Source organism: Methylorubrum podarium, assembly GCF_040270385.1.
Classification (GTDB): domain Bacteria; phylum Pseudomonadota; class Alphaproteobacteria; order Rhizobiales; family Beijerinckiaceae; genus Methylobacterium; species Methylobacterium podarium.
On sequence record NZ_JBELQE010000061.1, the window covers coordinates 55708 to 69262 of the forward strand.

7 protein-coding genes and 1 tRNA gene are annotated in these 13555 nt (G+C 71.6%); 4 read left to right on the top strand and 4 right to left on the bottom strand.

Annotated features, from left to right (window positions below):
* Nucleotides 1-220 precede the first annotated feature (220 nt).
* From ABS772_RS10785 to fdhF, 4 genes are all read left to right on the top strand, one after another.
* Nucleotides 221-4099 carry a glycosyltransferase gene (locus ABS772_RS10785; RefSeq protein ID WP_350394405.1) on the top strand — a complete coding sequence of 1293 codons (3879 nt, stop codon included), beginning with the start codon at nucleotides 221-223 and terminating at the stop codon, nucleotides 4097-4099.
* Between the two features lie 530 nt (nucleotides 4100-4629).
* On the top strand, nucleotides 4630-4941 hold the full coding sequence (locus ABS772_RS10790) for a hypothetical protein (RefSeq protein ID WP_350394407.1): 312 nt from the start codon (nucleotides 4630-4632) through the stop codon (nucleotides 4939-4941).
* A gap of 63 nt (nucleotides 4942-5004) precedes the next feature.
* Complete coding sequence (locus ABS772_RS10795) at nucleotides 5005-6723, top strand: NAD(P)H-dependent oxidoreductase subunit E (RefSeq protein WP_350394409.1); 1719 nt, start codon at nucleotides 5005-5007, stop codon at nucleotides 6721-6723.
* A gap of 52 nt (nucleotides 6724-6775) precedes the next feature.
* On the top strand, nucleotides 6776-9745 hold the full coding sequence (gene fdhF, locus ABS772_RS10800) for a formate dehydrogenase subunit alpha (protein WP_238256820.1): 2970 nt from the start codon (nucleotides 6776-6778) through the stop codon (nucleotides 9743-9745).
* Between the two features lie 37 nt (nucleotides 9746-9782).
* Here the strand turns inward: fdhF and ABS772_RS10805 are convergent, their stop codons facing one another.
* The 4 genes from ABS772_RS10805 to ABS772_RS10820 form a co-directional block, all read right to left on the bottom strand.
* Nucleotides 9783-12068 carry a xanthine dehydrogenase family protein molybdopterin-binding subunit gene (locus tag ABS772_RS10805; protein ID WP_350394416.1) on the bottom strand — a complete coding sequence of 762 codons (2286 nt, stop codon included), beginning with the start codon at nucleotides 12066-12068 and terminating at the stop codon, nucleotides 9783-9785.
* A 199-nt stretch (nucleotides 12069-12267) separates the two neighbouring features.
* Nucleotides 12268-12344, bottom strand: a tRNA-Arg gene (locus ABS772_RS10810).
* A 178-nt stretch (nucleotides 12345-12522) separates the two neighbouring features.
* Nucleotides 12523-12963, bottom strand: coding sequence for a YeeE/YedE family protein (locus tag ABS772_RS10815; protein WP_350394410.1), 441 nt, complete (start codon nucleotides 12961-12963; stop codon nucleotides 12523-12525).
* Complete coding sequence (locus ABS772_RS10820; RefSeq protein WP_350394412.1) at nucleotides 12960-13379, bottom strand: YeeE/YedE family protein; 420 nt, start codon at nucleotides 13377-13379, stop codon at nucleotides 12960-12962. Before ABS772_RS10820 ends, ABS772_RS10815 begins: the two co-directional genes overlap by 4 nt.
* Nucleotides 13380-13555 lie beyond the last annotated feature (176 nt).

Consider the following 13555-nt stretch of genomic DNA (forward strand, 5'->3'; position numbering starts at 1 on the left):
CTGGCAATCCGTGCGAAGGCCATTCAGAGACCGGGAAGAAGGCATTCCCGGCGCTCGGTGCTGTCCCGCGCTGAAGCGGCGTGCAGGGAGTGCTAAGACCCCTTCCCGTTCCGGGCCGGTTGGGTGCCGCATCGACCCATCGGCCACCCGATCGGAACCGGACATCGACCCGGATCCTACCTGGAAATCGTGGATCGATCCACGCGCGAGGTTGCTGACGGTGTTCAGGCGCAGCTTGCAATTGCTCTCGAAGCAGGTCGGACTCGGAAAGCTCCCGCGCGGGCCACGGCTGCGCGCGTCCGGCGGGCCGACGGGCGAGGGCAGCTTCGATCCCGTCTTCTATCGGCGATATTATCCGGACCTCGCCGTCCTGGGGGACGACGGCAAGGTCCTCAAGGATCACTACGTCCGGCACGGCCGGAAGGAGGGTCGCGCCCGGAATGCGGCCGCGCTGATCGCGGCCCTGGAGCGTGACAGCAGCCCGTTGCCGAAGGACTTCGTTCCCGAGCATTACCGGGCGCTCCACGACGATCTGGCCGGCATGTCCGAGCCGTGGGAGCTCAGCGAGCATTATCTGCGCTTCGGTCGGTCCGAGGGGCGGGCCTACCGGGCCGACCTGTCGGTCCTCGATCAGGAATACGAGCGCCTGCTCGTCGCGCCCGATGCCGCGTCGGGCGGGCGCCGCCCCGCCACGCGCCCCGCCGAGAGCTTCGTCGAGCTGCTGGTTGCCGCACGCGTTCTCCCGGGCGCGTGGCTCGACCGTTTCGTGCTCCACGAATTCGCATTGCTGAACGAGGGGTGGCTGACGCGCACGCCCACCTCGCGCATGGAGGGGCTTGTCGCCTTCCTGACGGAGGGGGTGGACCGCCTCGCGCCGATCTCGCTGAGCCTGCGCTTCGACCCCGCCTTCTATCGCTCGTCCAACCCGGATGTTCCTGCCGGCACTCGTGATGCCGACCTGTACCGCCACTGGCTCGGCGAGGGGATCCGGAAGGGGGAGCCCGGCACCGAGGCGGCGGCGCTGGTCCGGCTCGTCGGAGAGGAATCCTTTCCCGAGAGCTTCGACGAGGCGGTCTACCGCTCGCTGCTGCCCGAGGGCGTCGCCCCGCCGCCGCCCGGACGGCTGAACGCCCTCCGGCATTTCGTCACGACGGGTTTCCAGCTCTGGGAGCTCGAGGCCGTGCGGCAGGCCTGCTCGGCCCAGCTCCTCGAGCGGATCGGCGAGTACCATCTCATCAACGGCAACGCCATCGGGGCCAAGGAGGCCTTCGACCGGGCGTTGAAGGCCGGGCTCGTCTCCGGCCGCCTCCATCATCGCCGCGGCGACGCGCTGCTCATCCTCAACCGCACGAACGATGCCGCGCGCGCCTTCGCGCATGCGGCCGATGTGCCGGGCGCCATCGTGTGGAGCCACGTCCACGCGATCGACGGCCTGCTCGCGCAGCCGAGCGGCGTGGCGGAGGCGCTCGACCGGGTCCGGCGCTCGGCCGAGGAATGGCACGCCAACGCGCATTGGCGCGCCGCCGCGCATCGCGCCATGGCGGCGTCCTTCGCGCTCACGAGCGAGAAGGCCCGCGCGGACTACGCCGCCGGCCGGCGGCAGGAGGCGGACGATCGCCTCACCGCCTGCCTCGACCAGATCGGCAGCCTGATCGAGGCGGTCGATCCGCTGCCGGCGCCCCTCGCGGTTCCGGCCAACGGACACGTCGTCATCGTCGCCAACCGCGACCTTCCCCAGTGCGACCATTACCGCGTCGTGCAGAAGATCCAGCAGCTCCAGCATGGCGGCTGGACGGTCGAGGTCTTCAAACAGGATGAGGCAGGCGATTGCCGCCCGGCCCTCGACAGGGCCTCGGCGGTGATCTTCTACCGCGTGGCGGCCTTTCCCGGCGTCCTGCACGCGATCCTCTACGCCCGCGCACTCGGCCTGCCGACGATCTACGAGATCGACGACATCGTCTTCGATGCGGCCATGTTTCCGGATCCCCTGGAGAGCTTCGAGGGCCAGATCACGGCCAAGCAATATGTCGACCTGCAATACGGCGTGCCGCTGTTCCGCTACGCCATGCAGGCCTGCGACGTCGGCCTCGCCTCGACGCCGGCGCTGGCCGAGCGGATGCGCCCGCTGGTCCGCTCGGGCGTCTGCCACGTCCTGCGCAATGGTCTCGACGCGCGCAACCTTCCCTTCCTGAGGCGCGATCGCGCGCCCTTCTCGGAGAAGGCGCTGACGATCTTCTACGGATCGGGCACGCGCGCGCACAACAAGGACTTCAACGACCTCGCCGCGCCCGCGCTCCTCGCGGTGATGGAGCGCAATCCGCATGTCCGCCTGGTGATCGCCGGCTATCTGCGCCTCGGTGACGGCTTCCGGCGGTTCGCGCACCGGGTCCGCCAGCTCGGCTTCACCGACGACGTGACGGCCTACTGGGAGGCGCTCTCGGGGGCGGACATCAACCTCGCGGTTCTCGCGCCCGGCCCCTTCGCCGACGCCAAGAGCGAGATCAAGTGGCTGGAGGCCGCCATGTGCGGCATCCCCTCGGTCGTCAGCGCGACGCGCACCTACCGGGAGATCCTCGTCGATCGGCAGGACGCGCTGCTGGCCGAGACGGTTCAGGATTGGACGAAGGCTCTCACGACGCTGATCGCCGACCCCGCCCTGCGCCGGAAGGTCGGGGATCGGGCGCGGGACAAGGCGCTGGCCTCCTACGGCCTGGACGCCGCCGTCGAGGTTCTCAAGGGGATCTTCGCCGCCCCGCCGCAGCAAACCGGGCGCCCCGCCCCGCGCCGGCCGGCCGGCACGCCGCCGGATGCCCCCGGGCCCGCCGCCGAGGCGTGGGCCGATCGCACCGCCGGAGAGGCGCGGCCGGCGGCCTCGGCTGCGCGGACGCGTCGGGAGGGCAAGCCGCGCATCCTGGTGATCAACGTCTTCTTCCCGCCCCAGACCGTCGGAGGCGCCACGCGGGTCGTGCGCGACAACGTCGATCACATCCTCGATCACGCCGCCGACCGGTTCGAACTCGCGGTGGCGGCCTCGGACATGGAGGTCGAGCCCCCCTATCAGACCCGCATCGACGCCTATCGCGGCATCCCCGTCTTCCGCATCGCCACGCCGCGCGAACGGAACATGGATTGGCGCCCGTTCAACCCGAGCGTGCGCGCGGAATTCGAGGCCCTGCTCGATCGCTTCGATCCCGATCTCGTCCACGTCCACTGCGTGCAGCAACTGACCGCCAGCGTGGTCGAGGCGGTGCGGGCGAGGGGGATTCCCTACGTCGTCACCGTCCACGACGCGTGGTGGATCTCGGACTTCCAGTTCCTCATCGACGAGGACGGGCTGGTGCAGATGCCCTCGCCCGACATCCTCGCCGACGCGACGAGCCGCTCGGTCACCCCGACCGGCTCCATCGCGCGCCGCCGCGGGCTGGCGCGGGTGCTCGACGCGGCGGCGACCATCGCCGCGGTGTCGGACTCCTTCGCCGAGATCTATCGCAAGGCGGGCTTCCCCCGGACGATCGCGATCCCGAACGGCGTCCCGCGCCTGACGCCCGTCGCGCGGCGGGAGAGTCCGACGGGCCGGGTGCGGCTCGGCCATATCGGCGGCCGGACGGCGCACAAGGGCGCCACCCTGGTCGAGGCGATCCTGCGGGCCGGCCGGTTCGAGAACCTGAGCCTGACCCTCGTCGACCACGCCCGGGCGACGGATTACGTGAGTGAGGAGACCTGGGGCGCCACCTCCGTCCGGATCGTCGGCAAGGTGCCGCAGGAGCAGATCGGCGAGCTCTACGCCGAGATGGACGTGCTGCTCGCCCCTTCCCTCTGGCCCGAGAGTTTCGGGCTGGTGACGCGGGAGGCGCGCGCGGCGGGTCTGTGGGTCGTGGCGAGCCGGCTCGGCGCGATCGGCGAGGATCTCGACGAGGGCGTCAACGGCTTCCGGGTCGATGTCGGATCTCCGGATGGGCTGCGCGCGGTGTTCCAGCGCATCGATGCCGATCCCGAGCGGTTCCGCACGAGCCCGCCGCAGCCCTCGCAACCGCCCCGAACCGCGGCGGACCAGGGCGAGGATCTGATCGCCCTCTACGACCGGTTGCTCGCGCCGTAGGACCACGGGCCGCAACCGCCGGCGCGGCGGGATCGGCGCGGCTCCCGACCTCGCGCCGATCGCGGCCGAGTCATGACGCGCCGTCGGGGCGCTCCACGCCGGCCCGAACGGGCCGTCGCCGAGGCGGTCGGCGCGCCTGCTCGAATCGGCAAGCGGGCAGCCGTCGAGCCGGGGTGCGACACCAGCGCCTTGAGTGCCCGAACGCCTTGCCGGCTCGACCGCGGCCGTGAGGATCAAGGTCGGCGCACGGGTCGAGACGATGGCCGGCTCCGTCGCGGCAAGACCGACGGCCCAGGGCGGCATCCGCACCAGCGATCAGCGACATCGAACCGGGCGCGGCATCGAGCGACGGTGAAGGTGGTCGCCTTCAGGGTCTCGCGGGACGCTGGTGGGGTATGCCCTGCATGCAGTTTGGTATAATGACAATTCGACATATGACTTGCACTATATCGCCTGTTACCGGATCCGGCAGGCTTCGACGCCGAAGAGTTCGACATGCACAGCTTCACCCTTCCGGAGATCGCGCGGGCATGACGATGGATGCCAGCCGCTTGGCGGCCGCGGTCACGGATGCCTACGCCGCGCAAGCCAAGCCGCCGCTGACCCAGGAACTGACCGACAGGGTCCGCGAGGCCCTGACGCGCGCCGTCGGAGGCGAGGCGGGTGACGCATCGAACGCCGCCCTCCTGGATCGGCTGAACGCCGCGCTCGACGCGTTCGAGACCGAGCTCGACGCCGTCGTCGGTCCCCGGGTCGCCTCGCTGGACGAGGCGTCGGGCGAGGTCGCGATGCGGCCGCGTTCCGAGGCCGGGCAGCCGCTGCGCGCCTTCGGCGGCCAGTAACCGGCCCGCCCTCCGGCATTCTCCCGCCCCTTCGCCCCCATAAGCTGGAACACAGGTCGTGCCATGAGTGAGGCAACAGGGACTGTCCGGCGCTTCGCGCATCCGGGCCGTGGCCGCAACGTCAGCCGCCCCGTGCCGAAGGGCCGCCAGGTCGAGCCCCAGGCCAAGGTCGAGATCGAGGATCTGCTCGGCGCCCGTTCGCGCCAGCGCGATCTGCTGATCGAGCACCTGCACCTGATCCAGGACACCTACGGCCAGATCAGCGCCGACCATCTCGCGGCGCTCGCCGACGAGATGGGGCTCGCCTTCGCCGAGGTGTTCGAGACCGCGACCTTCTACGCGCATTTCGACGTGGTGAAGGAGGGCGAGGCCAACATCCCGCGCCTGACGGTCCGGGTCTGCGACAGCATCACCTGCGCGATGTTCGGCGCCGACGAGCTGCTCGAGACGCTGCAGCGCGAGCTCGCCTCGGATGCCGTCCGCGTCGTGCGCGCCCCCTGCGTCGGCCTGTGCGACCACGCCCCGGCGGTCGAGGTCGGCCACAACTTCCTGCACAAGGCCGACGCGGCGTCCGTCCGCGCGGCGGTCGAGGCCGAGGACACCCACGCCCACATCCCCGACTATGTCGATTACGACGCCTACCGGGCCGGCGGCGGCTACGCCCTGCTGGAGCGGCTGCGCAGCGGCGAGCTGCCGGTCGATGACGTGCTGAAGGTGCTCGACGACGGCGGCCTGCGCGGCCTCGGCGGCGCCGGCTTCCCCACCGGCCGCAAGTGGCGCTCCGTGCGCGGCGAGCCCGGCCCCCGCCTGATGGCGGTCAACGGCGACGAGGGCGAGCCCGGCACCTTCAAGGACCAGCTCTACCTCAACACCGATCCGCACCGTTTCCTCGAAGGGATGCTGATCGGCGCCCACGTCGTCGAGGCGGCGGACGTCTACATCTACCTGCGCGACGAGTACCCGATCTCCCGCGAGATCCTGGCCCGCGAGATCGCGAAGCTGCCCGAGGGCGGCACCCGCATCCACCTGCGCCGCGGCGCCGGCGCCTATATCTGCGGCGAGGAATCCTCGCTGATCGAATCGCTCGAGGGCAAGCGCGGCCTGCCCCGGCACAAGCCGCCCTTCCCGTTCCAGGTCGGCCTGTTCAACCGCCCGACGCTGATCAACAACGTCGAGACGCTGTTCTGGGTGCGCGACCTGGTCGAGCGCGGCGCCGAGTGGTGGAAGAGCCACGGCCGCAACGGCCGCGTCGGCCTGCGCTCTTACTCGGTCTCGGGCCGCGTCAGGGAGCCGGGCGTCAAGCTCGCGCCCGCCGGGCTGACCATCCAGGAGCTGATCGACGAGTATTGCGGCGGCATGTCCGAGGGGCACAGCTTCGCGGCCTACCTGCCGGGCGGCGCCTCGGGCGGCATCCTGCCGGCCTCGATGAACGACATCCCGCTCGATTTCGGCACGCTGGAGAAATACGGCTGCTTCATCGGCTCCGCGGCGGTCGTGATCCTGTCCGACCGGGACGATGTGCGCGGTGCCGCGTTGAACCTGATGAAGTTCTTCGAGGACGAGTCCTGCGGGCAGTGCACGCCCTGCCGCTCGGGCACGCAGAAGGCCCGCATGCTGATGGAGAACGGCGTGTGGGACACGGATCTGCTGGGCGAGTTGGCGCAGTGCATGCGCGACGCCTCGATCTGCGGCCTGGGTCAGGCGGCGTCGAACCCCGTCAGCACCGTCATCAAGTACTTCCCCGACCTCTTCCCGGAGCCGCGGGCCGTGGCGGCCGAGTAAGGCCGCACCCGACGCTGACTCCCCTAAGAATGCCAGAGCCTGGAGCGGACGCATGAGCAACGGCCCCGAACCGCACGGCAACAAGATCGAGCGGCCCGAGATCCGCGCCGACGAGCGCCAGGATGCCGGCGGCCCGGCGAACGGCGCGCAATCGACGTCCGGCGGCGCCTACTCGCAGGGCGCCAAGTCCGGCGGCCAGGCCGCGCCGGAGCCCTCGGGCACCTACGGCCTGAAGGATCGCCCGACCGCGCCCGCGACCATCGCCTTCGAGTTCGACGGCCAGCAGGTCGAGGCGCAGCCCGGAGAGACGATCTGGGCGGTCGCCAAGCGCCTGGGCACGCATATCCCGCATCTCTGCCACAAGCCGGAGCCCGGCTACCGCCCCGACGGCAATTGCCGCGCCTGCATGGTCGAGATCGAGGGCGAGCGCGTGCTCGCCGCCTCGTGCAAGCGCACCCCCGCGGTCGGCATGAAGGTGAAGTCGGCCACCGAGCGCGCCACCAAGGCCCGCGCCATGGTGCTCGAACTGCTCGTGGCCGACCAGCCCGAGCGCGCGACCTCGCACGACCCGTCGTCGCATTTCTGGGTGCAGGCCGACTATCTCGACGTCAACGAGAGCCGCTTCCCGGCGGCCGAGCGCTGGACGAGCGACGTCAGCCACCCGGCCATGAGCGTCAACCTTGACGCCTGCATCCAGTGCAATCTCTGCGTCCGCGCCTGCCGCGAGGTGCAGGTCAACGACGTCATCGGCATGGCCTACCGCGCCGCGGGCGCCAAGGTCGTGTTCGACTTCGACGATCCCATGGGCGCCTCGACCTGCGTCGCCTGCGGCGAGTGCGTCCAGGCCTGCCCGACCGGCGCGCTGATGCCGTCGGCCTATCTCGACGCCAACCAGACCCGGACGGTCTATCCCGACCGCGAGGTCAAGTCGCTCTGTCCCTATTGCGGCGTCGGCTGCCAGGTCTCCTACAAGGTCAAGGACGAGAAGATCGTCTACGCCGAGGGCGTGAACGGCCCGGCCAACCAGAACCGGCTCTGCGTAAAAGGCCGCTTCGGCTTCGACTACGTCCACCACCCCCACCGCCTGACGGTGCCGCTGATCCGCCTGGAGAACGTCGCCAAGGACGCCAACGATCAGGTCGACCCGGCCAATCCCTGGACCCATTTCCGCGAGGCGACCTGGGAAGAGGCGCTCGACCGCGCGGCGGGCGGCCTCAAGCGGATCCGCGACACCGACGGGCGCAAGGCGCTCGCCGGCTTCGGCTCGGCCAAGGGCTCGAACGAGGAGGCCTACCTCTTCCAGAAGCTCGTCCGCCTCGGCTTCGGCACCAACAACGTCGATCACTGCACGCGGCTGTGCCACGCCTCGTCGGTGGCGGCCCTCATGGAGGGGCTGAACTCGGGCGCCGTCACCGCCCCGTTCGCGGCGGCGCTCGACGCCGAGGTGATCGTCGTCATCGGCGCCAACCCGACCGTCAACCACCCGGTCGCCGCGACCTTCCTCAAGAACGCGGTGAAGCAGCGCGGCGCCAAGCTGATCATCATGGACCCGCGGCGCCAGACGCTCTCGCGCCACGCCTACAAGCACCTCGCCTTCCGCCCCGGCTCCGACGTGGCGATGCTCAACGCGATGCTCAACGTGATCATCACGGAGGGGCTCTACGACGAGCAGTACATCGCCGGCTACACCGAGAACTTCGAGGCTTTGCGCGAGAAGATCGTCGACTTCACGCCGGAGAAGATGGCCCCGGTCTGCGGCATCGACGCCGAGACCCTGCGCGAGGTGGCGCGGCTCTACGCCCGGGCCAAGTCCTCGCTCATCTTCTGGGGCATGGGCGTCAGCCAGCACGTCCACGGCACCGACAACTCGCGCTGCCTGATCGCGCTCGCCCTCGTCACCGGCCAGATCGGCCGGCCGGGCACCGGCCTGCACCCGCTCCGCGGCCAGAACAACGTCCAGGGCGCCTCCGACGCCGGCCTGATCCCGATGGTCTATCCGGACTATCAGTCGGTCGAGAAGGATGCGGTGCGCGAGCTGTTCGAGGAGTTCTGGGGCCAGCGGCTCGACCCGCAGAAGGGCCTGACGGTGGTCGAGATCATGCGCGCGATCCACGCGGGCGAGATCAAGGGCATGTTCGTCGAGGGCGAGAACCCGGCGATGTCCGATCCCGACCTCAACCACGCCCGCCACGCGCTGGCGATGCTCGACCACCTCGTGGTGCAGGACCTGTTCCTGACCGAGACCGCCTTCCACGCCGACGTGGTGCTGCCGGCTTCCGCCTTCGCCGAGAAGGCCGGCACCTTCACCAACACCGACCGGCGCGTCCAGATCGCCCAGCCCGTGGTCGCGCCGCCCGGCGACGCGCGCCAGGACTGGTGGATCATCCAGGAACTGGCCAAGCGCCTCGACCTCGACTGGACCTATCGCGGCCCGGCCGACATCTTCGCCGAGATGGCGCAGGTGATGCCGTCCCTGAACAACATCACCTGGGAGCGCCTGGAGCGCGAGGGGGCGGTGACCTACCCGGTCGATGCCCCGGACCAGCCCGGCAACGAGATCATCTTCTACGCCGGCTTCCCGACCGAGAGCGGCCGCGCCAAGATCGTCCCCGCGGCGATCGTCCCGCCGGACGAGGTGCCGGACGCGGAGTTCCCGATGGTGCTCTCCACCGGCCGCGTGCTCGAACACTGGCACACCGGCTCGATGACCCGGCGCGCCGGCGTCCTCGACGCCCTGGAGCCGGAGGCGGTCGCCTTCATGGCGCCCAAGGAGCTCTACCGCCTCGGCCTGCGGCCGGGCGGGGCGATGCGGCTGGAGACGCGGCGCGGCGCCGTCGAGCTGAAGGTGCGCTCCGACCGCGACGTGCCGGCGGGCATGATCTTCATGCCCTTCTGCTACGCCGAGGCCGCCGCCAACCTCCTGACCAACCCGGCCCTCGACCCGCTCGGGAAGATCCCCGAGTTCAAGTTCTGCGCCGCGCGCGTCGCGCCGGTCGAGGCCGCTCCGATGGCGGCCGAGTAGGAACGGTTCCCGGCGGCGCGTCCGGACGCGCCGCCGGCTACAGCATGGCCTCGATGCGGATCGGAAGCGCGCGGATGCGGCGGCCGGTGGCGTGATGGACGGCGTTGGCGATCGCCGCATTGACGCCGATGACCCCGAGTTCGCCGAGCCCCTTCACCCCGAGCGGGTTCACGGCCTCGTCGGGATCGGGCACCAGCAGCGCCTCGACCGCGTCGACATCCATGGCGGTGGGGACGAGATACTCGGCGAGATCGGGGTTGCGGTAGGCGGCGCCGTCGAGGACGGTCTCCTCCAGAAGCGCCGATCCCAGCCCCCAGATCATCCCGCCGAGGAGCTGGCTGCGCGCCGTCAGCGGGTTGAGGATGCGGCCGGCGGCGAACGCCCCGGTCAGCCGCGCCACCCGGATCTCGCCGGTCTCGGCGTGGACATGCACCTCCGCGAACTGCGCCCCGAACGCCCATTTGAGCGCATCGCCCCCCGTGCTCAGGCCGATATGGCCGGCGCGCAGGACTTCCAGCGCGTCGGGGGCACTGCCCGGCGGCACGAACGCGGCGAGCGTCTCCACCCCGGCCCCGTCGATCCCGGCGACCGCCTCCGCGAGCGGAAGCCCGGACCCGTCGGCCGCGACGAGCCGGCCGCCGGTAAGGCGCAGGCCGGCGGGGTCGCGGCCGGCGAGCGGGCGGCCCGGCGCCGTGGCCTCCCGGGCCAGCCGCGCGCGCAGCTGCTCGCAGCCGAGCGCCAGCGCGCTCATCAGGCTCGTCGTGGTGCTCGATCCGCCCGAGAGGCCGGCCGCCGGCAGGGCGGTGTCGCCGAGTTCGACCCGCACCCGCTCCACCGGCACGCCGAGCCCTTCGGCCGCGCCCATCGCCAGGAGCGTGGTGATGCCGTTGCCGATCTCGTGGTGGGCGCACGCCACCTCCGCCCCGCCGTCGGCCGAGAGCCGCAGCCGCAGGGTCGCCGCGGCGATCTTGACCGGCCGCACCGAGGCGGCGCAGCCGAGGCCGACGCGCCACGCGCCCTCCCGCATCGATCCGGGCCGCGGCGCGCGCCGCGCCCAGCCGAAGGCGGCCGCCCCGGCATCGAAGCAGGCCATCAGCGGCCGGCTCGAGAACGGCTTGCCCGAGACCGGATCGCGGGCGGTGTCGTTGCGGCGGCGCAGGTCGATCGGGTCGAGGCCGAGCTGCGCCGCCATCTCGTCGACGGCGCTCTCCAGGGCGAACAGGTAGGGCACCTCCGGCGGCGCCCGCATCGGGCCGGGCGTGTTGCGATCGACCCGCACCGCCCGCTCCTCCGTGCGGATCGCCGGGCAGGCGTAGAGGCTCGCGGTCACGTCCGCGCCCTCCATGGCGAAGGGGTCGAAGCGCGAGGTGACGACCTCCGCCGCGTGGACGAGGCCCGTGAACCGTCCGTCGCGATCGGCGCAGAGGCGGATGTCGTGGCGCGTCTCCGGGCGGTAGTTGGCGATGGTGAAGCATTGCCGCCGCGTCGGCACCAGCGAGACCGGCCGCCCGAGGCGCCGGGCGGCGAGGGCGACCGGGGCGGTGTACTGCGACAGGGCGAATTTCGAGCCGAAATGCCCGCCGATCGGGCCGGAGACGACCCGCACCTTGTCCGGATCGAGGCCGAGCTGCGCCGCGAGCCCGTGCCGGACGGCGCCGATAAAGCGGCTCGGCTCGTACACCGTGAGCCGATCGCCGTCCCAGGCGCAGCAGGTGGTGAACAGCTCGATCGGGTTGTGGTGCTGGATCGGGGTCGCGTAGCGCGCCTCCACCCGAGCCGCGGCCGCGGCCCAGGCGGCGTCGGGATCGCCCGTGGCGATGTCCTCGTGGTGGGCCTTGAGGTCGGCGAGCCGCACGGTCTCGGCACCCGGATCGTCGAAGGTCGCGGCGGCCGGCTCCAGCGCGTAGCGCACGCGGACCAGGGCGGCGGCTCGGGCTGCGGCCTCCGGCGTCCGCCCGACGACGAGGGCGACGATCTGGCCGGCATAGGCCACCCGGTCCGAGCCGAGCGGGCGATGCGAGGAGTTGGCGTAGCCGCCGGCCATCAGGTGCGGGACGGGAGCGATCGCGCCCGCGAAATCGCGATGCGTGAAGATCCCGAGCACGTCCGGCGCGGCCTCGGCCGCGGCGAGATCGAAGGCGCGGATGCGCCCGCGCGCGATCGTGCTGGTGACGAGGGCCGCGTGCGCGAGGCCGTCCGCGCGCCTGTCGGACGCGTAGATCGCCGTCCCGGTGACCTTGGCGCGCCCCTCGATCCGGGCCTGCGGGCGCCCCAGAACGCCGTCCGAGCCTTCGTTCGTGCCTCCGTTCGTGAGGCCCTTCATGGCTGTGTCGGCCTGATCCACGGCGATCGTCTCCCGCACCGGAGCTTTCCCGGCGGGATCGAACCCGGCCGGGCAGCGCGCTTCCTGATCGCGTGGCAACGACGGCGGGCCCTGCCGGTCTCCGCCCCGGCGTCGAAACGACGCTCACCGCCCCCGCGCCGCACCCGAGGGCAACCGCATCGATGTCGAAGGGAGCGCTTGGCGACCCCGGTAGGGCTCGAACCTACGACCTGCCGCTTAGAAGGCGGCTGCTCTATCCAGCTGAGCTACGGAGTCTGGTGCCAGGAGGGCCAAAAGGCACGGGACCGGGCCGGGGTCAAGCCTCGCCGCCGACTCGCGCTTTCCCCCTCCAGAGACGGCTCGGAAGGTCGTCTCCGCGGCCTGCCCGAGGGCACGACGCCCGGCGCCCCGTCCGGCGGCCGACCGCAGCGGCGCGTCACCGTTCGGAAGCGGATCAGGCCCTGCGCGCCACCGCCCGACCGCCGGCCGTGACGCGGTGGAGCAGCATGCCGACGAGCATCGCGGCAACGAACAGGAGGACCGGGGGCAACCCGAGCACGAGGCCGGCGACGGCGGGGCCGGGGCAGAACCCCGCGAGCCCCCAGCCGACGCCGAACAGCGCGGCGCCGCCGAGGAGGCGGGCATCGGGCCTCGCATGGGTCGGCACCTCGAAGCGGGGAGCGAGCCAGGGCCGCGTCATCCGCGCCTTGAGTCGGTAGCCGAGCGCCGACACCCCGACCGCGCCGCCGAGGACGAAGGCGAGGCTCGGGTCCCAGGTCCCCGCGACGTCGAGAAAGCCGAGCACCCTCTCGGGATCCATCAGGCCCGACAGAGCGAGGCCGAAGCCGAACAGCAGGCCGCTGATCAGGGCGGTCGCCGGGTGGGAGAGGGTCATCGCGCGACTCCGTGCCGGACTAGGAAGACGGTGACGATGGCGGTCGCCATGAAGGTGGCCACCGCCGCGGCGGAGCGGGGCGAGAGCCGCGCCAGGCCGCAGACGCCGTGGCCGCTCGTGCAGCCGGAGCCGAGCCGCGTGCCGTATCCGACGAGAAGGCCTGCGACCGCGATCGCCGGCAAGGCCGCCTCGATGCGCACCTCCGGCCAGTGTCCCGCGGCCAGCCGGAACAGCACCGGGCCGAGCAGCAGGCCGACGAGAAAGGCCGCCCGCCAGACGCTGTCGCGCCCGGCCGGACCGAGCAATCCGCCGACGATGCCGCTGATGCCGGCGATCCGGCCGTTGGCGAGGAGCAGAAGGGCCGCGGAGGCGCCGATCAGCGCGCCGCCGCCGAGGGGAACGAGATAAGCGTCCATTCCGGATCTCCGAGTCGCGATGCGCAGGCTTGCGACAATACCCCATCCGCAGACGGCCCCTGTAGGCCGCGAGCAGGCCCCGTGGCGGGCGCGATCGCGCCTTCCGCGTTTTTCCGATTGACGTCGGCGCCCGGGCTCCATATACCCACTTTCACCGACGGGGCGCCGCGGTCCAC

What these genes read in the sequence shown, in the direction of transcription:
- ABS772_RS10795 (WP_350394409.1), top strand. Translation starts at nt 5,005, where the DNA reads ATGAGTGAGGCAACAGGGACTGTCCGGCGCTTCGCGCATCCGGGCCGT.
- fdhF (WP_238256820.1), top strand. Translation starts at nt 6,776, where the DNA reads ATGAGCAACGGCCCCGAACCGCACGGCAACAAGATCGAGCGGCCCGAG.
- ABS772_RS10790 (WP_350394407.1), top strand. Translation starts at nt 4,630, where the DNA reads ATGACGATGGATGCCAGCCGCTTGGCGGCCGCGGTCACGGATGCCTAC.
- ABS772_RS10820 (WP_350394412.1), bottom strand. Translation starts at nt 13,379, where the DNA reads ATGGACGCTTATCTCGTTCCCCTCGGCGGCGGCGCGCTGATCGGCGCC.
- ABS772_RS10815 (WP_350394410.1), bottom strand. Translation starts at nt 12,963, where the DNA reads ATGACCCTCTCCCACCCGGCGACCGCCCTGATCAGCGGCCTGCTGTTC.
- ABS772_RS10805 (WP_350394416.1), bottom strand. Translation starts at nt 12,068, where the DNA reads ATGAAGGGCCTCACGAACGGAGGCACGAACGAAGGCTCGGACGGCGTT.